At 43.1% G+C, this 24095-nt stretch carries 26 protein-coding genes; 17 read left to right on the forward strand and 9 right to left on the reverse strand.

From position 1 onward, the window contains the following. Positions 1 to 22: 22 nt before the first annotated feature. The 6 genes from hutU to F0227_RS18800 all read right to left on the reverse strand — a co-directional run bounded on the left by hutU (position 23) and on the right by F0227_RS18800 (position 6676). Positions 23 to 1693, reverse strand: a complete 1671-nt coding sequence (gene hutU, locus F0227_RS18775) for a urocanate hydratase (protein ID WP_171754780.1) — start codon at positions 1691 to 1693, stop codon at positions 23 to 25. A 78-nt stretch (positions 1694 to 1771) separates the two neighbouring features. Then, positions 1772 to 2827, reverse strand: a complete 1056-nt coding sequence (gene hutG, locus F0227_RS18780) for a formimidoylglutamase (RefSeq protein ID WP_171754781.1) — start codon at positions 2825 to 2827, stop codon at positions 1772 to 1774. Beyond that, the gene (hutI, locus tag F0227_RS18785) at positions 2820 to 4055 is read right to left on the reverse strand and encodes an imidazolonepropionase (RefSeq protein ID WP_171754782.1); all 1236 of its coding nucleotides are present in this window, start codon (positions 4053 to 4055) and stop codon (positions 2820 to 2822) included. The genes hutG and hutI overlap by 8 nt, the downstream gene beginning before the upstream one ends. Before the next feature lie 228 nt (positions 4056 to 4283). After that, complete coding sequence (gene hutC, locus F0227_RS18790) at positions 4284 to 4997, reverse strand: histidine utilization repressor (protein ID WP_171754783.1); 714 nt, start codon at positions 4995 to 4997, stop codon at positions 4284 to 4286. 177 nt (positions 4998 to 5174) lie between these two features. After that, entirely contained in the window at positions 5175 to 6239 is a 1065-nt protein-coding gene (locus F0227_RS18795) for a methyltransferase (RefSeq protein WP_171754784.1), read from the reverse strand. A 44-nt stretch (positions 6240 to 6283) separates the two neighbouring features. Then, positions 6284 to 6676, reverse strand: coding sequence for a hypothetical protein (locus tag F0227_RS18800; protein ID WP_171754785.1), 393 nt, complete (start codon positions 6674 to 6676; stop codon positions 6284 to 6286). Between the two features lie 69 nt (positions 6677 to 6745). Between F0227_RS18800 and F0227_RS18805 the strand changes: the two genes are divergently transcribed. The 17 genes from F0227_RS18805 (at position 6746) to F0227_RS18885 (ending at position 22161) form a co-directional block, all read left to right on the forward strand. Further along, positions 6746 to 7483 carry a beta-ketoacyl synthase chain length factor gene (locus F0227_RS18805; protein ID WP_171754786.1) on the forward strand — a complete coding sequence of 246 codons (738 nt, stop codon included), beginning with the start codon at positions 6746 to 6748 and terminating at the stop codon, positions 7481 to 7483. Next, on the forward strand, positions 7477 to 8250 hold the full coding sequence (locus F0227_RS18810; protein ID WP_171754807.1) for a lysophospholipid acyltransferase family protein: 774 nt from the start codon (positions 7477 to 7479) through the stop codon (positions 8248 to 8250). Before F0227_RS18805 ends, F0227_RS18810 begins: the two co-directional genes overlap by 7 nt. A 6-nt stretch (positions 8251 to 8256) precedes the next feature. Continuing rightward, entirely contained in the window at positions 8257 to 8517 is a 261-nt protein-coding gene (locus F0227_RS18815; protein ID WP_171754787.1) for a phosphopantetheine-binding protein, read from the forward strand. A gap of 15 nt (positions 8518 to 8532) precedes the next feature. Next, positions 8533 to 8790, forward strand: coding sequence for an acyl carrier protein (locus F0227_RS18820; RefSeq protein ID WP_171754788.1), 258 nt, complete (start codon positions 8533 to 8535; stop codon positions 8788 to 8790). Beyond that, entirely contained in the window at positions 8790 to 9350 is a 561-nt protein-coding gene (locus F0227_RS18825; RefSeq protein ID WP_171754789.1) for a septation protein IspZ, read from the forward strand. Before F0227_RS18820 ends, F0227_RS18825 begins: the two co-directional genes overlap by 1 nt. Before the next feature lie 91 nt (positions 9351 to 9441). Further along, positions 9442 to 10827 (forward strand): AMP-binding protein, encoded by a 1386-nt coding sequence (locus tag F0227_RS18830; RefSeq protein ID WP_171754790.1) that lies wholly within the window; start codon positions 9442 to 9444, stop codon positions 10825 to 10827. Between the two features lie 2 nt (positions 10828 to 10829). Next, positions 10830 to 11201 (forward strand): 3-hydroxyacyl-ACP dehydratase, encoded by a 372-nt coding sequence (locus F0227_RS18835; protein ID WP_171754791.1) that lies wholly within the window; start codon positions 10830 to 10832, stop codon positions 11199 to 11201. Further along, positions 11194 to 12912, forward strand: coding sequence for a glycosyltransferase family 2 protein (locus F0227_RS18840; RefSeq protein ID WP_171754792.1), 1719 nt, complete (start codon positions 11194 to 11196; stop codon positions 12910 to 12912). The genes F0227_RS18835 and F0227_RS18840 overlap by 8 nt, the downstream gene beginning before the upstream one ends. After that, the gene (locus F0227_RS18845) at positions 12905 to 14446 is read left to right on the forward strand and encodes an aromatic amino acid ammonia-lyase (protein WP_171754793.1); all 1542 of its coding nucleotides are present in this window, start codon (positions 12905 to 12907) and stop codon (positions 14444 to 14446) included. The genes F0227_RS18840 and F0227_RS18845 overlap by 8 nt, the downstream gene beginning before the upstream one ends. Before the next feature lie 23 nt (positions 14447 to 14469). Continuing rightward, a complete protein-coding gene (locus tag F0227_RS18850) occupies positions 14470 to 14916 on the forward strand; it encodes an acyl-CoA thioesterase (protein ID WP_171754794.1) in 447 nt (148 codons plus the stop codon). Continuing rightward, the gene (locus F0227_RS18855) at positions 14916 to 15527 is read left to right on the forward strand and encodes an outer membrane lipoprotein carrier protein LolA (protein ID WP_171754795.1); all 612 of its coding nucleotides are present in this window, start codon (positions 14916 to 14918) and stop codon (positions 15525 to 15527) included. The genes F0227_RS18850 and F0227_RS18855 overlap by 1 nt, the downstream gene beginning before the upstream one ends. Further along, a complete protein-coding gene (locus F0227_RS18860) occupies positions 15499 to 17835 on the forward strand; it encodes an MMPL family transporter (RefSeq protein ID WP_171754796.1) in 2337 nt (778 codons plus the stop codon). The genes F0227_RS18855 and F0227_RS18860 overlap by 29 nt, the downstream gene beginning before the upstream one ends. 133 nt (positions 17836 to 17968) lie before the next feature. After that, entirely contained in the window at positions 17969 to 18559 is a 591-nt protein-coding gene (locus F0227_RS18865; RefSeq protein ID WP_253822135.1) for a DUF3261 domain-containing protein, read from the forward strand. A gap of 9 nt (positions 18560 to 18568) precedes the next feature. Next, on the forward strand, positions 18569 to 19756 hold the full coding sequence (locus F0227_RS18870; RefSeq protein WP_171754798.1) for a beta-ketoacyl-[acyl-carrier-protein] synthase family protein: 1188 nt from the start codon (positions 18569 to 18571) through the stop codon (positions 19754 to 19756). Beyond that, positions 19749 to 20213, forward strand: a complete 465-nt coding sequence (locus tag F0227_RS18875; protein ID WP_171754799.1) for a hotdog family protein — start codon at positions 19749 to 19751, stop codon at positions 20211 to 20213. The genes F0227_RS18870 and F0227_RS18875 overlap by 8 nt, the downstream gene beginning before the upstream one ends. Beyond that, positions 20210 to 20935, forward strand: coding sequence for a 3-oxoacyl-ACP reductase FabG (gene fabG / locus F0227_RS18880; RefSeq protein ID WP_171754800.1), 726 nt, complete (start codon positions 20210 to 20212; stop codon positions 20933 to 20935). The genes F0227_RS18875 and fabG overlap by 4 nt, the downstream gene beginning before the upstream one ends. Continuing rightward, positions 20932 to 22161 (forward strand): beta-ketoacyl-ACP synthase, encoded by a 1230-nt coding sequence (locus F0227_RS18885; protein WP_171754801.1) that lies wholly within the window; start codon positions 20932 to 20934, stop codon positions 22159 to 22161. Before fabG ends, F0227_RS18885 begins: the two co-directional genes overlap by 4 nt. A gap of 67 nt (positions 22162 to 22228) precedes the next feature. Here the strand turns inward: F0227_RS18885 and F0227_RS18890 are convergent, their stop codons facing one another. The 3 genes from F0227_RS18890 to F0227_RS18900 all read right to left on the reverse strand — a co-directional run. Next, on the reverse strand, positions 22229 to 22474 hold the full coding sequence (locus tag F0227_RS18890) for a hypothetical protein (RefSeq protein ID WP_171754802.1): 246 nt from the start codon (positions 22472 to 22474) through the stop codon (positions 22229 to 22231). Positions 22475 to 22565: 91 nt separating this feature from the next. Further along, entirely contained in the window at positions 22566 to 23735 is a 1170-nt protein-coding gene (locus F0227_RS18895) for an amidohydrolase (protein ID WP_171754803.1), read from the reverse strand. 132 nt (positions 23736 to 23867) lie between these two features. Then, on the reverse strand, positions 23868 to 24095 hold a 228-nt coding region (locus F0227_RS18900), incomplete at its 5' end, for a M24 family metallopeptidase (protein ID WP_171754804.1).

Below are 24095 nucleotides of genomic sequence, written 5' to 3' on the forward strand. Positions count from 1 at the left end.
TGTTCATTTCCTAATACTGTCTTTACTTGTTGATCATCGGAAGGTCTAACTGCTGCTCGGCAGCACACTGCTTGGCGATATCATAACCTGCGTCAGCATGGCGCATCACTCCCGTGGCAGGGTCATTATGCAGTACTCTTCCAACACGTTCTGCGGCATCATCGCTACCATCACAACACACCACCATTCCAGAGTGTTGAGAGAAGCCCATACCAACACCACCACCATGATGCAAGGAGACCCATGTTGCGCCACCAGATACATTCAGCATCGCATTTAACAGAGGCCAATCAGACACAGCATCAGAACCGTCCATCATGCCTTCTGTTTCCCTGTTAGGGCTAGCAACTGAACCGGAATCAAGATGATCTCGACCAATCACTATTGGTGCTTTCAACTCACCATTTTTGACCATTTCATTGAAGGCCAAACCAAGGCGAGCTCTATCTTTTAGTCCTACCCAACAGATACGTGCAGGAAGTCCCTGAAATTGAATACGTTCACGAGCCATATCCAACCAGTTATGCAGATGAGGGTTGTCCGGAATAAGCTCTTTTACTTTTGCATCTGTTTTATAAATATCTTCTGGATCGCCTGACAGAGCAGCCCAACGGAAAGGACCAATTCCCTCACAGAATAGTGGTCGGATGTAAGCCGGAACAAACCCTGGGAAATCAAAGGCATTCTTAACTCCCTCTTCCAACGCCATCTGTCGAATATTGTTCCCATAGTCTAAAGTTGCCGCTCCTCGCTCTTGCAGCGTTAACATCGCTTGAACCTGAACCGCCATAGATTGTTTCGCCGCTTTCACGACTTTTGACTCATTCTCTAAGCGCTCTTGCTTAGCCTGCTCCATCGTCCAACCTTGAGGTAGGTAACCGTTTAGTGGATCATGTGCCGATGTCTGATCTGTCACCACATCTGGGGTAATTCCTCGTGCAACTAACTCTGCAAATACATCGGCAGCGTTCCCTAACAAGCCGACAGACACAGGTGTGTCTGATTGAGTGATCATATCCAGCGCTTCATCAAGAGAGGTGGCCTTTTTGTCTACATAACCGGTACGAAGGCGATAATCAATACGAGACTCATCACACTCGACCGCCAACATCGAAAAGCCGGCCATCGTGCCAGCAAGAGGCTGAGCGCCTCCCATACCACCTAATCCACCCGTTAAGATCCAGCGACCTTTACTGATACCATCGAAGTGTTTTTTGGCAATAGAGACAAAGGTTTCATAAGTACCCTGCACTATCCCTTGTGAGCCAATATAGATCCATGATCCCGCCGTCATCTGACCGTACATCATCAGTCCCTGTTTATCTAACTCATTGAAGTGTTGCCAATTTGCCCAATGAGGTACCAAGTTCGAGTTAGCAATCAGAACTCTTGGAGCATTTTTATGGGTAGGGAAAACACCAACCGGTTTACCAGATTGCACCAATAGGGTTTGATCGTCTTCTAACCTTTCTAACACCTCAACAATTTTATCGAAACAGTGCCAATCTCGAGCAGCGCGACCAATACCACCATACACAACCAAAGCATGAGGATGCTCCGCAACTTCTGGGTCTAAGTTGTTCATTAACATACGCAGTGGTGCTTCCGTTAACCAAGATTTCGCGCGCAACTGGGTGCCTCTTGGGGCACGAATAGTACGAGAGGTATCATGACGAGGGTCTTGTGTTGGCATAATAGAGATTCCTTTGTATCTGTGAGCGCAACCTTTCTCAGCTAATCGCCAAAGATTGAGGTAGCTTCTGTTATTGAATTAACGATCTATGTTTTTAATTGCATCTGAGTTCGATAGGCTGTTGGCGATATCCCAACATAGTCGAGCGGCCAATCTTGCCGTCTGATTATCTAGATCGTAGTTTGGGTTGTATTCGGCAATGTCTGCCAAAATCAACTTATCTTGTTGTAATAAAATGGTCTGAATAAATGGCTCAATCGCGTGATAGCTAACTCCTCTCCCTGCCGGTGCACTTACTCCCGGTGCGGTGGCCGCCGGGAACACATCCAGATCAATGGTGAGATAGATAAAGTCACACTGAGTGATGAATTTCTTTAGTTGCTGTAGCTGTTTGGCGGTTTTATCTGCGAGAAATTGATGATCTTCGATGTACCACACATTCAACTCATCTGCCCTTTGAAATAGTGCTCGCGTGTTGCTGGCAGGACTAACGCCTAGGCAAGCATAGTGAAATGGCCAGCCCTTGTTATGACAGTAGTCGGCAATTTGATAAAAAGGCGTTCCAGAGCTAGGCATGACTGTTTCGTGTTCATCACTGGAAAACGCTCTTAAATCAAAATGAGCGTCAAAGTTAATGATGCCAATAACAGGGGGCTGTTCTTGTTGACTTAACCGTTGCGCTAATCCCTGAAAAGACGCCCAAGCCACTTCATGTCCTCCCCCCAATGTAATGACTGGGGCGTGATGCAGCGCTGTCGCTATCACAGTTGCACATTCAAACTGGCTCTGTTCCAACTCATCTCTGTGACACGGCACATTACCTAAATCAACCAGTGTTCTATCTTGATGCCACGCCATACTCGCGAGTGCCGTACGGATAGAATCTGGCGCACTTTTTGCACCAATTCGGCCTTTATTACGCTTTACACCCGCATCACACTCAAACCCGAGTAGACAAACATCCGCGTTGTTATTGGCTAAATTCTCAACTTCACAGTTGGTGATAACGTGATGAACTCGCTCGCCTAACTCACCATCCTCTTTATCCTCTCTTCCTGTCCAATTGAAACCATGTCGACACGGTTTGCCACTACTGTTTTTTTCGTTACCAATAGAACAATCATGGTTAGTCATAGCAAACTTCCCCATTCACCACGCGGCAAACTAATCTATCTATTCCAACTTGGTAACTCAGGTCGGCAGGATGTTCGATATTCCACAGAGCAAAGTCTGCATCAAAACCGGTCTTAATCTGGCCTCGGCTCTGTGAAAAACCCAGTGCTTGTGCAGCATGGCATGTCACTCCGCGAAGAGACTCTTCTGGGGTTAAGCCAAACAGTGTACAAGCCATATTCATCATTAAAGTCACATCAGAGAATGGCGATGTTCCGGGGTTATGATCCGTGGCAATGGCCATCGGCACCTTATATTGACGAAGCAGATCGACAGGCGGTTTTTGTTGTTCCCTTAAAAAATAGAACGCACCGGGTAGCAAAGTAGCGACCGTTTCTGATTCCGCAATGGCTTTCACTCCGGACTCTGTAAGGTATTCAACATGATCAACGGACAACGCACCATATTTAGCCGCTAACGCACTGCCACCTAAAGGGCTCAACTGCTCTGTGTGCCCTTTTATTGATAAGCCATGCTCGATGGCACATTGAAAAACACGCTCTGTTTGCTGAAGGTTAAAACCAATCCCTTCACAAAACACATCAACGCTGTCAATTAACCCTTCCCCTGCCGCCAAAGGGATCATCTTCTCGCACACATAATCGATATAGTCATCTGCCCTACCCTGATATTCAGGAGGAATAGCATGAGCACCGAGTAAAGTAGTCGAGATTTTTATATTGTTATTCTGTTGCAGCCGTTTTGCCGCTCTAAGCATTTTAAGTTCATCTACCACCGTTAAGCCGTAGCCAGATTTAATTTCAATACTGGTTACGCCACTAGCCATTAGCGCATCCAGGCGGGGTTGAGCTAAGTCTACAAGCTGTTCAATAGTCGCCTCTCTAGTGGCATTAACCGTAGATAGAATACCGCCACCTTGCTGGGCTATTTGCTCATAAGAGCTTCCATTCAATCTCTGCTCAAACTCACCAGAGCGATTACCCGCGTAGATAAGGTGCGTATGGCAATCAATTAAACCAGGCGTAACAAGGGTGTCACTGCAATCAAGGTGAACATAAGGCTCATCAGCAAAAAAAGTGTAAAGGCTAGGTTTATCTTGTGATGACTGACGATCAATAGAGTCTATTTTCCCTTCAGAAATCAGCAGTTGCATTGGCTCAGTTACCACATAGCCTCGCGATCCCGACTGCATCGTAACTAGACGGGCATTTTCCAATACTAGATTCATCATGCTCTCCTACTTTTCACATCAACAAGTCACTCATCAACTTAAGCTTATTGTATATACAATTAAATCAAGTATAGCCCAGAGACAATAGTAATGTTATGAAAATGTGATCAAAAGTTGAGAAATAGAGAAAGATTAGCGATTATAAAACCCATTCAATAGCTGAAGAGTGGCAAACTAGCGGTACTAAAATGCGGGCTATTTTGACTTTATTATCTTGAGTAGGGGTTATTTAAGCATAATTTTAGAACTGAGTTGATATTTACTGCCCGGATGATAAAGCAGTGCAGTACTAACCAGTTTATCGTCACTCCAAGTACGACGATTTAACAGCAAACAGGGCTCACTGTCAGTCATGGTTAACGCTTCACGAACCATAACCTCTGGTACTATTGCTTCGACAGTATGTTCAATGGCACTTAATGGACAATTTTCTGATAGATAGGAGTTTGGGGTTGAGTGGGAAAAGTCTTGTTCTAGATAATCTGGAGCATAGATTGGGTTTACCCAGCGTACCTCCAATTGAACGGGCAGAGAATCAGAATAGTGGATAATTTCACTATAGAAAACCTCGGTATTCACCATAACTCCTAGCCTTGTTGCTATCACTTCGTCAGCCACCACTTTTAGCTGTTTGATCACTTTGTTGTGGTAATGCTTACCGCGAGAAACAACCTCTTCGGCAATATTCCGAATATCCAATAATGGTGACTCAGCCTTCTCTTCCTTAGCACAAACGAAGGTTCCTGCTCTCGGTTTTCTTACTAACATTCCTTCAGAGACTAAGTCTCGAATGGCTTTGTTCACCGTCATTCGGCTAACATTAAACTGGCTAGTCAGCTCCAACTCCGTATTGATACGATGCCCGACAGGCCACTTACCGGAAGCAATATTTTTCGATATATACTGTTTTATCTGAATGTATAGAGGCGAGTCTGACATAAGTTAGGTTCAATTTAATTGAATATACAAATAGATTAATTTATTTGGCTAATATTTCAATAGCCATAACCCATTTATTGTTAATTCGTGAAAGTGAGTCATTAAATCGCCCAAAGTATTTTTATACTTTGGGCGATTTAAAATAACGGACATTTGTCGAGTAACGTTATGGCATAACTAAGCGGTAAGTTTTAACAAGGTATGGCCTAAACCGATATTATCCGTTCTTTCTACCATCTTTAGCCCTGACTCAGCGACTATCTCTAAAAAGTCATCGCTGCGATAAAAACGGCTATTGCCATTTGCTAAGCAGGTAAAATAGAGTGAAGTAGCGTTTAAACTGTAAGAAGCCGCTTCATACTTCTGTGCATCCCAAAACAGTTCTAAAACATAAACCACCGAGCCCGGTGCTAACTGCTGTTTCACTCGTTTTAAGATGTTAAGAATTTCCATCGGTGAAAAACAATCTAGGAACTGGCTCATCCACCAGATATCCGCATGCTCAGGTAAGGTTTGAGCCTTATCCAGCATATTGGCAGGGTACCCTTGAATTCGCTCAGAAAAGCCATTCTCTTTAGCGTTCGCCATTGCCATTTCAAGCTGTTGCGGTAGATCGACAATAGTCACGTTCACATCACTATTGTAATTACAACACTGCATTGCCCATTTACCAGTGTTACCACCTATATCCACGATATGTTTAGGGTTAGACTGAAACACTTTCTCTAGCAATACCGGAAATGATCGGTCTGAATAGAAATGGTCAAAAGCAAACCAGCTCTGTTTTGCTTGCTCTGGAAGTCGAGACAAACCTTGGTAGATCGTTTCCCAATCTCCCAGTTCTTTTAGCCCTGCCGGTTTTCCTTGCTGAATAGACTCCGTCAAATGCATCATAGCGGCATAACAAACGTCCGCAGTAAAATCCATGTTCGCCTTAGTCATACCGTCATGCAGTAAGAAAAAACCAAGGTTAGCAAGGGAGTAGTTAGGTTTTTCCCACAACACAATGTTTGCGCTAATGGCCATATCTAGCAACACCTTAACGCCATACTCTGAAACGTCAGTGGATTGCGAGATCTGCTCTACACTTAGTCCTTCCGTACCCGCTTTATCGAGCGCGGTTAAAATACCAAGATCTCTTAATGTGCGGGCAGTATGAAAAGCAATAGGCGCAAAAGAGAGCTTTTGTGCTTCTGTTTTTGCTTCTAGAGCATTAAATGGATCAATATTTTGATTTATCACTGAAAAACCTAACTTAAACAAATGTTGAATAGGAACTCAAAGGTCTACTTTGAAGCTGCCATTATGGATAATTGTTTTTGAATATCAACATTCAAATTGTTTACCCAACGATTGTAATTACGATGAATATTTCCATCACTCTCTTTCAGGTTTTCTGAACGAACATAATTGATAGAGTAAAATTTATTGCTGTAAGTGATGCTCACTTCCGCAAAGTGACTACGCACATACAGTTTTGCGTCAAGTTCACCCTCTTTCACTTCTTTTACCAACCAGTCACGAGCAGAGGCAGCTTTGATAATGGCCGCTTTAACATCTTGACTTTGAAGTTCATAAGCAACTGGAGTATCCTCGAAATTCATTATTGGTTGCACACGATTACAACCAACAACGATTAGAGTCAAAAATAGCGCGGCGGCTAGCTTAAAGAATTTCATAGTATTTCCCTAAATATATGTTAAGAAGCTTGCTAGTATTTCGTTACTACAAATTAAAATCAATATGTTATGTCAATTTATTCTCAAGTAATATCACTAAATATAGACCACTGGTCAGCGAACTCGAAAGGACTCGATCAGCCTGAAAAATGGCAACAATGGGCGATAAATAATCAGTGGCCTGATGAAGGAACAATTGCAGTAGACGCTATTCCTGCCATGACGAGAAGAAGAATGAGTGCGTTAAGTAAGCTTGCTGTGCAAACCGCAATACCGCTACTTAACCAGAATAATATTGATTATCTGGTTTTTTCTAGCCGACATGGTGAGCTGCACCGAAGCGCACAATTGATCCAAGATATTGTACAAGGTGAAGAAGCGTCACCCATGGCTTTTTCTCAGTCGGTACACAATACCGCAGCAGGACTTTCCACCATAATAACCAAAAAGCCGATTCCCCTAACTTCTATTTCAGCCGCAGAAAATACTTTTCAGAGCGCAATATTGGAAGCCTGGAGTTACCTTGAACAACACCCCAGTCATAAAGTGCTATTGGTGGACTTTGATGAGCCTTTACCCGCTGTGTATCAACAGTACGAGACCGATAACTTTCAAGGTTTTTCGTTAGGGTTGGTATTGTCTAAGGGCGATGATTTCTCCCTAACTGCATTAGAAAACAGAGAAACAGATCTAACCAACACTAGCCAGTTACCACAAGGCCTAGCTTTTCTTAGCCATTTTCTGTCAGAGAAAAAAGAGTGGTCAATCAACGCGGATCGTCAGTATTGGAGATGGAAGCGTTGTTAACCATTAATCAATATTGGCGTGTTTTTGCTACCGGTTTTTGTTTCGTCATATTTGGTATTGGTAGCTTACTCCTTAGCTTTGTCATTATTCCATTGCTGTTTCTATTCATTTCACAGCCTGATAGTCGACAATATCGGGTTCAGCATATCATTCAGCTAACCTTCAATACGTTCTGCCGTCTAATGAAACTGTCGGGTGCAATAGACTACAAAATTGAAGGTGCCGAGCAACTTGCACAAGATAGAAACTGCATCATTGTGGCAAATCACCCTAGCTTTATTGACTATGTGATTATCGCCTCACAATTAAAACAGTGTGATTGCTTAGTAAAAAGCGCTATCTGGTCTAACCCTTTTTTGAAACATATTGTTAAGGCTGCAGGTTATATACCGAATCAAGCTTCAGATGATCTATTGCACAGTTGTCAGCAGCGATTCGATAATGGCAATGTGCTGCTAATATTCCCCGAAGGCACCCGGACCACTCCCGGTGTAGAGTCCACTTTGCAACGAGGAGCGGCTCAAATTGCAGTTCGTACTGAGACGGATCTACGAGTTATACATATTTCGGTTTCGCCAAGTTTTCTTACAAAAGAAAAAAAGTGGTATCAAGTTCCGAAGACAAAGCCCTTTTTCCATATTCAAATAAAGGGTAAAATCGATATTCAATCATTTATTGAGCAAACTAATAATCCAACTTTAGCCGCAAGAAAGCTTAATAAATATTTAGCGAAAGCTATTTTTCCAGACAATAAAAACAAAGAGTGACAAGCAGTGGAATTACTACACAACGATATAAAGCAGTTAATTATTGATGCCTTAAATCTTGAAGATATTACCATTCAAGATATTGACACTGACGCACCTCTTTTTGGTGATGGTTTGGGGTTAGATTCAATTGACGCGTTAGAACTTGGTCTTGCTATAAAGAAAAAGTTTAACATTGTTATTGATGCTGACGACTCTAATACTCGACAACATTTTGCATCAGTGGCCAACTTAGCCAGCTATATTTCATCACAAACCAGCCAATAACAGCCAGACCTCATTATGACAGACGTAAATAAAGAACAAATTTTTAACCAAATCAAAGATGCTTTGGTCGAGCTATTTGAGATCGATGAAGCGGATATCACCCTTGATGCCCACCTATATCAAGATTTAGATTTAGACAGTATTGATGCGGTTGACCTTGTGGTTCATCTGCAAAAAGTGACTGGCAAAAAGATCAAACCTGAAGAGTTTAAAGCAGTGCGTACAGTGAGTGATATTGTCGAATCTGTAGACGCTCTTCTCAAGGATAATTAATGCGACAATTGCTGACACTACTGTCTGCAATTGTTCTTATCGGTTACCCATTTGCTATCTACTTTGGGATCGATAAGTTTGGCCTAGAAATTGTCGGTGGATTTTTAATTGCAGCATTTGTTATTAGAATTATCACCGGCAGCAAAGCACAACTTAAAGAATTAAAACAGCTAGCATGGGTAAGTGGTAGCGTTGGCATCATGTTGGCGTTACTTGGCGCTTGGTTTAAACAAAACAGCTGGTTAACCTTTTATCCTGTTGCCGTTAACCTCTGCATGCTTTGTGTTTTTGCTTACAGCTTAAATCAGCCAAAAACAATTATTGAACGTTTGGCAAGGCTACAAGAACCAGACCTACCTCAAAGTGGCATTGATTACACAAGAAAAGTCACCATCGTTTGGTGTCTATTTTTTGTTATTAATGGCTCAATAGCGCTCTATACCTGTTTTCAATCGATGGAGATCTGGACGCTATATAATGGTTTAGTCAGCTACCTATTTGCAGGGTCACTGTTTGCTATTGAGTGGTTGGTTAGGCAAAAGGTTCGAAAACAGTTTTAGCCTAGCAGAAACGGTGTTTTCAGATACGCTCGCTATTTACGTTAAGAACACAATCGAAAAATAAAGAACAGATAACAAATAGGCTCTATTGATGACAAGTAATCAGCAAGTGGCATTTCACTCACTCAGTACACTGCTCTGTTCACCTAAACCGCTCTCCTATTTAGTTGCATTTGATGCATCACACTCTTGGTGCTGGCAGTCCCTATTAAGTGATATTGATTACAACAGTAAAAAATTACAGCAAAGCCAAGCGAAAAAAGTGGCCCTTTGCTGTAGCGATAGCTATCAATTCGCGGTGGGATTTTTTGCCATCGCCTGTGCAGGAAAGAGCATTGTTCTGCCGGGTAACCATCAGCCTGAAGCCTTAATAGAATTATCACAACAGTTTGATCTTTTATTCTGCGATGGAGAGTCAGACGTTAGCGAGCATGTAAGGTCGATGAATATTGACATTGCAACTCCGTCCAATTCAATGTTCAGTTATTCACCGCTAGCGCTGGATGAGATTTCACTGATTCTTTTCACATCAGGCTCCAGCGGAAAACCTAAAGCCATTAATAAAACATTGCACCAACTGGATAGCGAAATAGCCATTTTGGAACAGCTGTGGGGAGAGCAACTGCAACACAGTCGCATTGAGAGTACCGTCTCTCACCAGCACATATATGGTTTGCTGTTTCGAGTTCTCTGGCCTTTATGTGCGGGTAGAGCGTTTGCCTGTCGTAACCTAGAATACCCAGAGCAGATCGCCTCTCATGCCAGCTCAAATACCACACTAATTAGCAGTCCAGCGCTACTAAAACGTTTATCTTTAGAAGATACACCGTCGACACTCACCGCTATTTTTTCTTCCGGTGGACCTCTATCATTTGCAGCAGCACAACATGCGCTACAGCTCTATTCACAATCTCCTATTGAGGTGTTTGGTAGCACGGAAACAGGAGGAATTGCCTTTCGACAACAGCATACATCAGAACAGCTGTGGCAACTTTTCCCGTCCGTCAAAGCACAGTTAGATGATGAGCAGTGCCTGCAACTCTGTTCCCCTCATATCAACGGTACAGATTGGTATCAAACATCTGATCGATGCTATTTTCATGATGCCGTACACTTCCGGTTACTTGGTAGAGCAGATCGAATAATCAAAGTAGAAGAAAAACGCGTATCACTTGTTGAAGTAGAAAATCGATTGGATCACACTAGCTGGGTTAATGAAAGTACCGTTATTCCTCTTGAGGAAAATGGCCGACTCATATTGGCAGCCGCAATCGTGTTAACCGAAGAAGGTACAGATAAACTCCAGCAACTTGGTAAAGGTAAGTTTTGGATACAGCTTAGAAATGAACTTCGTGCCTGGTTAGAGCCTGTCGCGATACCGAGAAAATATCGGGTGTTGAATGATATCCCTGTTAACAGCCAAGGGAAAAAACAGTTTTCACAAATAGAAGCCCTATTTAAAGATAAGTGTAGTTAGTAATGATGGTAAAAAGAAAACCGACAATTTTAGCGAAACAGATTTCAGTATCGCAGGCCTTATTAGAGCTCAAAGCAGATGCCGACATTTTAGACTTTACTGGGCACTTTAGTCATTTCCCTCTTTTACCCGGAGTCAGCCAAATAGATTGGGCTATTTATTACGCAAGTAAGTACTTACAAACGCCAACTAGCTTTAAAGGGTTGGAGGTACTTAAATTTAAAGAGCCAATCCTTCCTGATGGTAAAGTGACATTACAACTTACATGGCATAGTGATAAACATAAACTCTCTTTTCAATATTACTCTGAACAGGATGAAGTCGTGACCATTCACTCTTCAGGAAAGATCAAGTTAGGTGAGAGTGATGAGTGACTTTAGCCCCTGTTTTTTGATCCCCTGTTATAACCATGGTGATACCGTTGCCAAGGTTACTCAGTCATTGAAAGCGTTTTCTTATCCAATAATTTTAGTTAATGATGGCAGCGATCAGTACACCTCATCGGCATTAAATGAACTGGCAAAGCAAGATGACATTCATCTGCTTACCCTAAGAAAAAACCAAGGAAAAGGTGGTGCCGTTATCGCGGGTATTCACCATGCAAATTCCCTTAATTTTACCCACGCTATTCAGATAGATGCTGACGGCCAACACGATGTCAATGCCTTGCCTGAACTGATTTCCGCTGCAAAGTCATCACCTGATTCTCTTATTTCCGGCCAGCCTATATATGATGAGAGCATTCCTAAGTCCCGCCTTTACGGGCGCTACATTACTCATTTTTGGGTTTGGGTCGAGACTTTATCTTTCTCAATTAAAGATACCATGTGCGGCTTTAGGGCTTACCCTGTTTCTCAAACCGTAAAAGTGTTAGATCAATACCGTATTGGTCTACGCATGGATTTTGACACTGAAATAATGGTTCGCATGTACTGGGAGGGCTGTGAGATTGAATTTGTTGATACTCAAGTCGTCTATCCTGAAGGAGGCATCTCCCATTTTGATGCCCTGTGGGACAATATTTATATCAGTAAAATGCATACGAAGCTGTTTTTTGGCATGCTACTCCGAAGCCCAAAATTATTAATGCGCACCATTCGGAGCAATAAAAACTCTTCGTCCGATAGTGCTCATTGGTCTAAACGCAAAGAGCAGGGAACGGTGTTGGGCATTAAAACCTTGCTTGCGGTTTATAGCCTGCTAGGTAGGCGAGTATTTAATCTTTTTCTTTACCCTGTAATTGGCTACTACTTTTTAGTTGGCCGCCAAGCGAAACAAGCCTCGAATCACTATTTGCAGCAACTTGCGCAGCACGCAAGTCAAAACAACATCCAATTGCCCAATAAACTCACCCGTTTTCAGCACCTATTCTCTTTTGGTCAAACCATGCTGGATAAACTGGCTGCTTGGAGAGGTGATTACTCTTTCGATAACTTATCCATTTACGGACAAGATGATGCTCAATCATTAATAGACAACAAACAGGGGGCGCTATTAATTGGCTCTCATTTAGGCAATATTGAGCTATGTCGAGCATTAAGCCGTCACTACACGGATTTAAAAATTAATGCTTTGGTGTTTACCGAGCATGCGCAGCAGTTCAACTCTGTACTCAACGCCATCAATCCGGACTCGAACTTAAACCTTATCCAAGTAAGTTCTATCGGCCCAGACACCGCGATATTGTTACAGCAGAAGTTGGAACAGGGCGAGTGGATCGTCATTGTTGGCGACAGAACCTCCACCAGTAAAGAGAGCCGTTCTATCTGGGCAGAGTTTCTTAGCAAGCCGGCACCATTCCCCCAAGGGCCTTTTATGCTGGCTTCAGTATTAAAAGCCCCGGTGTATCTTCTGTTTGGATTGCGTGATGAGCAGAGTAAATCGGACCATTTTGAGGTTTACTTTGAGCACTTTTCCGATAGATTGGAGTTTCCGCGACACGAGCGACAAGAAGCATTAACACAGACAGTACAAAAATACGCAACAAGACTTGAACACTACACATTAAAAGCACCACTACAGTGGTACAATTTTTTCAACTTTTGGACGTTAAGCCAAACGCAACAAGATAATAAAGATGACTAATATAACTTTTGGCGCAGAGCGCTTAACCATTGAAAACGTCGTAGCTATCTCACAAGGAGCAACGGCAAGCTTAAACGATACCGTAGAGTATCGACAAAAAATTGATCGTGGCGTGGCTTTTCTTGAACGTTTATTAAAAGAAGATGGCGTTATTTATGGTGTTACTACAGGATATGGTGACTCCTGTACTGTTGCGATTCCTCCTGAACTTGTCGACGAACTACCACTGCATTTAACCCGCTTTCATGGCTGTGGTTTGGGAGAGATACTAACCAAAGAGCAATCTCGCGCTGTACTGGCGACGCGTTTGTGCTCACTCTCTCAAGGGGTTTCTGGTGTTTCTCATGAGCTGTTAGAACAGATTGTTACTCTTATAAACAGAGACATTGCCCCACGCATTCCACAAGAAGGTTCCGTCGGCGCCAGTGGTGATCTGACGCCATTATCTTACCTTGCAGCAGTTCTCATTGGAGAGCGTGACGTTATCTATAACGACACCATTTGCTCAACAGAAGAGGTGTTTAAGCAACTTGATATTGCCCCGATCAAACTCAAGCCTAAAGAAGGTTTAGCCTTGATGAATGGCACATCAGTAATGACAGCTTTAGCTTGTCTTGCTTATAAACGTGCAGAGTATCTTTGCCAGTTATGTACAAAAATCACCGCGATGGTCTCTTTAGGCATTCAAGGCAACGACTTCCATTTCGACCAAGGCCTTTTTGCTGTGAAACCTCATCCAGGGCAACAGAAGATTGCACAATGGTTACGAGAAGATCTTCGCTCAGAACGCCCACCAAGTAACAGCGACAGATTACAAGATCGTTACTCTCTTCGCTGTGCTCCTCATGTGATTGGTGTGGTGCAAGACTCACTGCCTTGGTTACGCCAGCTAATAGAAAATGAACTAAATAGTGCTAATGATAATCCTATTATTGATGGCGATAATGAACGTGTTTTACATGGTGGTCACTTCTATGGTGGACATATCGCAATGGCGATGGATACCCTTAAAACCGGTGTCGCGAACCTTGCCGACTTGCTTGACCGTCAAATGGCCCAATTAATGGACTACAAGTTTAATAATGGCCTTCCTTTTAATTTGACTGGGGCAACTGGGGAAAGAAAACCCATTAATCATGGTTTTAAAGCGGTTCAAATTGGTATTTCAGCGTGGACAGCTGAGGCATTAAAACAGACCATGCCTGCTAGCGTATTTTCTCGCTCTACCGAATGTCACAATCAAGACAAAGTCAGTATGGGCACTATCGCGGCGCGAGATTGTCTACGAGTATTGGAACTGACAGAACAGGTCACCGCTGCATCGTTGCTTGCCGCAACTCAAGCGCTAGAGATTAGAAAAGCTCAGCAACAGCTCGATGACGCTCATCTAAGTGACAATATCAAAGCGATTCGTGAGCAAGTGTTGTCTGAATTCTCTTTATTGGTAGAGGACCGTCCATTGGAAGGCGACTTGCGTCACTTTGTTCAACGCATTCAACAGCGCCATTGGTCCCTTTATTCCGACGCCCTATAATTCATTAAAATGAGTAAGCCAATATGAGTGAAGCAGTATTGTTTCCATTAACATCAGAAGTCAGCATTATTACTTCGTTTCAAGATGCTGATCCTATGGGCGTTATCTATCATGGTAACTATTTTCGTTACTTTGAAGAAGCTCGCCGAGTACTGTTGGATAAAATAGATTACGGTTACATTGCTATGAATGACTCTGGTTACATGTGGCCAATTATCGATACTCGAGTTAAGTATGTAAAAGCGCTTCCTTTTAATCATCAAATTACTGTCACCGCAACATTAACCGAGTGGGAAAATCGCCTACGAATAGATTACGTTATCTATGACGGTCAAAGTGGTCAACGTATGTGTAAAGCCCATACCACTCAAGTTGCCGTTGAAATGGAAAACCAAGAGATGTGCTTTGCCTCACCCAAGCTATTTATTGATAAAATAGCTCATTGGCATAAACATGGAGAGTGTTTGTAATGCATCGCGTATGGCTGTTTATTGTCTTGTTTATTTTGTCACCTTTGGCCTTAGCTAAAGTGACCGACCTCGCCTCTTTGCAACAACAATTAGCATCACAGAGTTTAGTTAGAGGTGACTTTTCGCAGCAGCGCCATATTGCTATGTTTGAGCAGCCATTAGCTTCTTCAGGCCAGTTTCTACTGGCAAAAGAGCATGGGCTGTTATGGCATCAAACCTCACCGTTTCCGGTTAGCTTGGTTTTAACTGAAGATAAATTACGTCAAACGTTTGCTAACCAACCGGCGCAAATCGTGACCAAGCAACAGAACCCGATGGCATTTTATTTTAGCCACATTTTCCTTTCGGTTTTTCATGGTGATACAGAGCAGCTAAAACAGCAATTTGAACTGGATTTTTCTTTGCAAGGTGAGCAGTGGCAATTGACACTGGTGCCTTTGTCTGCACCTTTAAACTCAGTATTTAAGCAGATCATATTGTCGGGGCAGCAAGATATTAACCGCTTAGTTTTAGAAGAACTTCGAGGTGATAAAACGGAGATTATCTTTAGTAACCAACGTCATCAGCCTGAGACATTAACGAATGAAGAGCAACAACAGTTTGCTTTCTAATCTACTGTTTTCACGAGGAAAACATCTCGCCATCATCTGGCTTGGTTTTATCCTTGTTTGCTCTGTTTATCTAGCCAAACTGTGGTTCTTCTCTGCTGGCTCTCCTATCGAGACCAATATAATAAAACTGCTACCTGTGGATCAGCAAAACCCACTGGCTGAACAGGCATTTGAAAAAGTCACCAGTAACATGAGCAACAAGGTTATCTTTGTTGTCACAGGAAAAGAAGAGAGTTCGTTATATAGTGCGGCAAAGGCATTAGAGGAAGGGCTAGCAGCAACCCCGTACTTCAGTAAGGTAATCGGAGAGATCCACTCATCTCAACAGCAAGAGTGGAGCAAGTACTATTTTCAGAATAGGTTTCAGCAACTCACCGAAGCACAGCGAATACAGTTAACCACGTCCCCCGATGATCGAATTCAGCAAGTCATTCAATCACTTTACAATCCATTTTCCGGTGTCACCGCACAAGAGTTAGAAGCGGACCCTTTTCTACTTTTTCGAGATTACTTAGCAGAGATAAGTCAGCAATCATCCACCTTTACTTTAGACAAGCGTTTTCTTGCTACTCACTATCAAGGAAAAAAATATCTTCTCATTAGTGCCGAGCTAAAAGAGTCGCCATACAGCTTATCTGCCCAGCAAGCAGTCCCTATAATTAACCAGCTACAAAATACCCTAGCTCAACAATACAACGTAGAGATACTCCATACAGGGGTTCTATTTTATGCTGACTTTGGCACCCAAAGCGCTAAATCAGAGATCAGCACCATTGGGCTATTCTCGTTACTGGGTATTGTTGTTTTAATCGCTACCGTGTTTCGGAGCGTCACTCCGCTGCTGCTCTCTTTACTCTCAATCTCTGTCGGCCTGCTTGTCGCTCTGAGTGTCACTAGTATGATTTTTGGCAAGGTTCATCTGTTTAGCTTGGTATTTGGTGCGAGTTTAATAGGGGTCTCTATAGACTATGCTTTTCACTACCTTACTGACCGTTTAGCCTCAGGAGATAAATGGCAAAGTATCCAAGGACTGAAGCATATTTTGGCAGCAATCACCTTAGGGCTGATCACCAGTTTAATCGGTTATCTAGGCTTATTGGTTGCACCATTTCCCGGATTGCAACAGCTCGCGCTATTTTCAGCTGTTGGTCTTATCTCAGCGTATATAACTGTAGTCGTTTGCTACCCCATCTTAGCCGCTAAACCAAGTCCAACTAGGCCTCTTCCTTGGGGCGCTATTTGGTCTTCTCTACTGCTAACATGGCAGAAGCCTATGTTTAAATTAGGCTTACCGGTAGCAATTTTAATGATCAGTTTGTTGGTGTTAACAGGCGTCGATTACAATGATGATATTAAACAGTTGCAAGCTATGCCAGCCAGTCTTAAGCAGCAAGAAGAGACAATATCTCAGTTAAGCGGCATACACTCTTCGCAAAAAATGTTGCTGCTAACCGCCAGCAACAATGAAGCACTGATGCAGTCTCTAGAACAACTTCAACCTCAGCTTCAACAATGGATCCATGATGGCGTAATTAAGGGGTATCAAGCACTCAATCAATATCTTGCCTCTACACAACTGCAGCAGCGAGATTTTGAGGTAATCTCAAACTATTACCAACAATATGGCCCCCTATTAGCTAGCCAGTTAAAACTAACCGACGTTCCTAATTTTACGGCTCAGTTCTCCCCAGTATCATTGGATGATTATTTAAGCCAAGCCAGTTCCGAGCCGGTACGTTTTCTTTACTTAGGTCAGGTTGGCGAAAGTGTTGCTACTGTCATCTTGTTAAAACAGCCGAGTAATTTAGACACTATCCACAGCTATCTTCAACAACAGCCTAATCTGCTCTATTTGGATAAAGCGGAACAACTCTCCTCACTGTTTGGAGATTACCGAATAAAAGTGATGCAGTTATTGGCTGCTGCTATTGTCGCCATCACACTGGTACTCAGCGTCCGCTATAACATGATACAGGCGATTAAAATCATATTGCCATCGGTTATCGCATGCGTGGCTGGTTTAGCCGTCACAACGCTCACAGGCTCAGCGCTAAACTTATTTAATTTACTGGCACTGATATTAGTGATCGGTATAGGTATTGATTACACGCTATTTTTTGCGGAAAACAGTCGCAATAAAAGTACGTTACTTGCCATTACATTATCCGCCACTACGACTCTGTTATCATTTGGTTTACTGGCGTTAAGTCAAACTCATGCAATACACAGCTTTGGCATCACTGTTTTAAGTGGTATTTTTGTTGCTTGGTTATTGTCACCCATGGCTATTCAGTCCCGTGAACATTAGCTTTTTATGCTTAACATCTCCACTAGCCAGAACGAGAAACAACCCGAGTTTAATGATAAGGCAAAATGTAGGATATCTCCCCTCAATGATTAGATATAGATACAGAGCAAAATCGATTATTAACCTTGTAGTTATGCTGTTTATAGTCGCATTTATCTCCTCATGCAGCCTTACTACAAAGCCTTCTTCAGCCAAGGTTGAGATTACAAAAGATCGATTTGTGCAACTGCCACAACCTAGCCAGTTGGGTTATCAGGTTACCGCCAGCCAACTTATTTCGGCTCAATGGACAACAGCGCAAGGTGCCCAAACACAACAGTTACCAGTACAACTTGAAGTCTCCAATAGTAAAATCGTGTTAGCAGGATTTTCATCTTGGGGAACTCGACTTTTATCTCTCAGCTATCAAGATAGTCAGATTGAAACCAAAGTAATGAATGGGCTAAACGGTGTATTGCCAGATCCTGAACAGATACTGTTCAATTTAATGATCACCCTATGGCCTAAAAGCGCATGGCACGCTCCATTAGATGATTTAGGTTGGAGTATTATAGAATCCGATAATCAACGCATTATTACGGATGAAACCGGCAAAGCGATCATAGAGATAAACTATCAACATAGACAGCCGCTGAAAGGTACTATCCGATTTACTCATAAATCATTAGACTATTTGATTGAAATTCAGACCCTCAATTACCAGATTCAGCAGAAACAGCAGTAGAGCACTAATATGGAAAATAGATCAGCAAACCCAGTCTATATACAGTGCTGTGGTTTCCACTCCGCCATGGGCAATGAGCATGAGCAGATTCATCACGTTCTCAGTGGTGACAAAGATGCCAATATGATCGCCAATGATGAGATATTGAATACGGGAGACCCTACTGTTATTGGCCGGGTTAAAGAAACACTTCCCACTCTACCTGAACATATGCAGCGCTACTCTACTCGCAATAACCAGCTGGCCTTATCTGCATTATTGCAAATTGCACCGACCATTCAGCAAGCGATAGAACAGTACGGAGCCTCGCGAGTGGCTGTGGTCGTTGGGACCAGCACATCGGGTATATCAGATGGTGAAGAGGCATATGAAAGCTTGTTAGCCGAAGGGGACTTTCCTGAGCATTTTCACTATCAACAACAAGAAATTGCCAACAGTAGCCAGTTTATTGCCGACTATTTTCAGCTCACAGGCCCTTGCTATGCCATCTCTACCGCTTGCTCCTCGAGCGGACGAGTATTTATCACCGCCCAACGACTATTACGATCAGGCTTGGTAGATGCGGTCATTGTTGGTGGTTGCGATACGGTTTGTCGGCTAACTCTGAATGGCTTTCGTGGCTTAGAAGCTTTATCTAAACAGCTGTGCAGACCATTTAGTGAACAACGAGATGGTATTAATATTGGTGAGGCCGCGGCATTCATGCTACTTAGTAATGAGCAGAGTGATATTGTCCTGTTAGGTGCTGGAGAGAGCTCTGATGCTCACCATATCTCTGCCCCACATCCAGAAGGACATGGCGCAGAAGTGGCAATGCGCAACGCTCTTGAGCAGGCCGGTTTATCCATTGATGATATTGGCTATATCAATGCGCATGGTACCGCGACAGAACTTAATGACCGCATGGAGAGCAAAGCCATACAGAGAATTTTTGGTCAAGCTACACCAGTAAGCTCTACCAAAATGATGACGGGACATACGCTGGGAGCAGCCAGCGCGACAGAAGCTGCCATTGCTTGGCACATACTTAAGTACCGCTTATCTCTGCCGATACAAAACTGCTCTGACAAAGCAGAGGATATAAACATAAACCTGATTGAACAGCCTACAAAACTCAACGGAAAAGCGATACTCAGTAACTCTTTTGCCTTTGGCGGCAACAACATCAGCCTTATATTTGGTTACAGTAATGAATGATCTTCCCTCTATAGAAAAACTTGTGCCTCATGACAACCCAATGATCTTGGTTGACCGCGCCATTACCATTGAAGAAAAATCGATCCACTGTCAGGTTGATATAGGTGAACATAACCCCTTTTTTGATGTTGAAAAAGAGACGGTTCCAGCTTATGTCGGCATAGAGTTTATGGCGCAATCTGTCGCCGCTTGGTCTGGTTACCACGCCCTGTTAGAAAATAACAGCCCGCCGATTGGGTTCTTACTTGGTAGCCGACGTTATACTGCAATGTGTGATAAATTTACCAAAAATCAAACATTAGATATCTATGCAGAACAAGTATTAGCAGATGACAACATGGCGGTATTTATGGCACGGCTAGAAGATAGAGGTGAAGTACTCGCCTCTTGCCAATTAAATGTTTACGTGCCGACCGAACAACAATTGCAACAGATGAAAACTGGAAACTTATCATGACTCGACAAGTACTCGTCACCGGAGCAAGCAAAGGAATAGGCAAAGAGATTGCCATTCAACTCGCTAAAGACGGATTTAGCATTATTGTCCACTATATGGGCGATCAAAAAGGTGCCCAGCAAACAGCAGAAACCATTGAGCAACTTGGTGGTTCTGCTCGTCTGATTCAGTTTGACATTAGTCAGAGAGATGAGTGCCGAGAGAAGCTCGAAGCAGACATTGAACAGCATGGTGCATACTATGGTGTGGTCAATAATGCAGGAATTACCCGGGACACAGCGTTTCCGGCTATGACAGAACAAGAGTGGGATGGCGTTATCCATACCAATTTAGACAGCTTTTATAACGTGCTTCACCCTTGTGTCATGCCTATGGTTCAAAATCGCAAAGGGGGTCGAATTATCACCCTTGCATCAGTATCGGGTTTAATGGGTAATCGGGGGCAAACTAACTACAGCGCTGCAAAAGCAGGGGTTATAGGGGCAACCAAATCTTTAGCGCTCGAACTGGCTAAACGAAAGATAACGGTAAACTGTGTCGCACCAGGACTTATTGATACGGGTATGGTCGATGAGCACGTTAAAGAACACGCACTGCCTCAAGTGCCACTTCGTCGTATGGGTGAACCAGAGGAAGTGGCCGGTTTAGTGAGTTATCTTATGTCAGATATTGCGGCGTATGTTACTCGCCAAGTTATCTCAATCAACGGAGGTTTAATATGAGTCGTCGTGTTGTAATAACAGGAATGTCAGGTGTGACGGCCTTTGGTAACGACTGGCAAGCAATCCAACCTAAATTGAAAGCGTGTGAAAATGCCACCCAATACATGCCATCTTATGAACAATACGATGGTTTAAATACCAAGTTAGCAGCGCCAATTGACCATTTTGAGTTGCCAAAACACTACAAGCGTAAACAAGTACGTAGTATGGGCAGAGTATCGAAGATGGCAACAGTTGCCACTGAAAATGCCTTACTTCAATCGGGGTTAATCGGCCATGATATTCTCACTAATGGTCAAACGGGTGTTGCTTACGGCTCCTCAACAGGCAGTACTGATGCGGTTGGTGCATTTGGCATAATGCTTAGTGAGAAAACCACCCGAGCGATTACTGCTACTACCTATGTACAGATGATGCCTCACACCGCAGCGGTTAATGTCGGTCTGTTTTTTGGTGCTAAAGGTCGAATCATTCCAACCAGCAGTGCTTGTACTTCTGGAAGTCAGGCAATTGGCTACGCTTATGAAGCGATTAAACATGGTTACCAAACGGCAATGATAGCCGGAGGTGGCGAAGAGCTATGCCCAACGGAATCAGCGGTATTTGATACCCTATTTGCTACCAGTCTTAAAAATGACGACCCAAAAAGTACCCCTCGTCCTTACGATTCAAACCGTGATGGTTTGGTGATAGGTGAAGGTGCAGGCACTTTGATCCTTGAAGAGTATGAACACGCAAAAGCGCGTGGCGCGACTATTCTCGCTGAGATTATTGGTTTTGCCAGCAATTGCGATGCCGCTCATGTTACTCAACCACAAATGGAAACCATGCAATCTTGCATGGAGATGGCCATACGTGACGCCAATATACTCCCTTCTCAGATCGATTATGTCTCGGCTCATGGCACTGCAACGGATCGTGGTGATATAGCAGAAACAAATGCAACCGAGAAAGCGTTAGGAAACGTCCCTATCAGCTCACTTAAAAGCTATTTTGGCCATACCTTAGGCGCTTGCGGAGCAATTGAAGCTTGGTTAAGCATTGAGATGATGCATTCAGGCTGGTTCCACCCAACGCTGAACCTAACGGATTTAGACTCAGACTGTGGCGATTTAGATTACATTACTGGTGAAGGCAGAGAGATAAACGCGCAGTATATTATGAGTAACAACTTTGCCTTTGGTGGCATTAATACTTCCCTTATCTTTAAGAAAGAGATTGATTAAATAACCATTCCTGATTGATAGCTCGATCGAGCTGATGTGAAGGGCAAGGATGCCCTAACTTACAATGTTAACATTGAGTATCGTGCAGGTTAGATTGCCATTTTAGAGGTTTTTGTTCTGTGTCAGCCGACGAGGAATGCATAGCCAAAAAGTCTATACCGTTAATACTAAAATGATTTTCCGTCGCATTAGCATCACAACTAATGGCCACCGCGCTATAATGTTCCGCATATTCGATGTCATTAACCCCTAGATTTAATACGGCGAGTAGACACGAAGAGAGGGTCATACCTGTTATAATTTTTATCAGCATTCTTATAAATCGTCAAAAGCGAATATGTACGAAATATAAATGTAATCTATATTTCGTACAAGAATTCATATAGCAAAGTTTATCGCTTATCTCACTTTGCTAAACTTACTTCCACCAATTGACACCAGTAGCTAGCACCAATTTCCAATGCATCATCATTGAAATCATATTTAGGGTTATGCAACATCATTCCATGACTACCTTCAACACCATTACCAATGAATACATAACACGCCGGAACCTCTTTCGCTAGAAAAGCAAAATCTTCAGAAAAACTCTTCGGTACACAGCCAGTAGTGACATTCTGCTCACCCACAACAGCTTTTGCTGCGCGTTCTGCAATAGCCGTTTGCGCTTCAGCATTATAGGATACAGGGAATTCAGTGACGGTTGAGACCTCTCCTTCCATACCAAATGCGGCACAGCTTCCTTCGACAATCTCTCTCATTCGTTTTTCAACCAGTGCAATATTTTCATTACTAAAGGTTCTTGAATCGCCTTTAATATTGATATTGCTAGGTATCACGTTTCTCGCGCCGTCAGTAATAACTTCGGTAATAGACACAACGGTTGCTTCTAATGGATCAACTGCTCTCGCCACAATAGCCTGAACACTCGACATCACTTGAGCCGCAACTACGATTGGATCATTAATACGGTGCGGTGAGGATGCATGACCACCTTGTCCTTTGATTTTGATATCAAATAGCGTTTCGCTCGCCATCGTACCACCAACACGCATCTCGATTTTGCCCAACTCTAATCCAGGCAAATTATGCATTCCGTAAACTTCATCCGCAGGGAATCGCTCAAAAAGGCCATCCTCTAGCATAGACTTAGCGCCCATGCCGTACTCTTCATCCGGCTGAAAGATAAAGTAGACAGTACCTTCGAAGTCACCGAATTTCGCTAAGTGATGCGCCGCACCAAGTAGCATGGCCGTATGGCCATCATGTCCACATGCGTGCATTTTATTTGCATTGAGTGACTTATAGTCAAACTCATTTTCTTCTTCTATGGCAATGGCATCTAAGTCCGCACGAAGCGCAATAGATTTACGTTGAGGGTTATCTCCACAACGAAGTACGCCCACTACACCAACTTTGCCAATGCCTTCATGAACTTCTATTCCTGCACTCTTTAACGACTCAGAGACAAACGCCGCGGTCTCAACAACATCAAATGCAATTTCCGGACGCTGGTGAATATGATGCCTCCAAGAGACCATATTGCTAATCAACTCGGCTGATAATTGTTTCATGATTACTATTTCCTGATTACTGCTTCATGAGAATGAAGTCGATGAAAATAGCCTCTTGGGGGTAAAAAGAGGCATATTTTATTATTCTACTGAAATGCCATAGCCTGCAATGGTTATGGCCGACTATAAGGCTTACTTGATGACTATCAATTCTGGTTCAGCACGCTCGCTTAACCATTCCGCACCATCTTCTGTGATTACGATGTTCTCTTCATGAACCATAGACTTGCCAGGTGCGTACACCATGCCTGGTTCTAGTGTCATTACCATGCCAGGTTTCAGCACAGTGTTGTCTGTTGCGGTGTTAGAAGGACGCTCTGTCAGTTCCATACCTAAACCGTGACCAAGACGACCTACGTC

The organism is Vibrio sp. 99-8-1 (assembly GCF_013114595.1).
Taxonomy (GTDB): Bacteria; Pseudomonadota; Gammaproteobacteria; order Enterobacterales; family Vibrionaceae; genus Vibrio.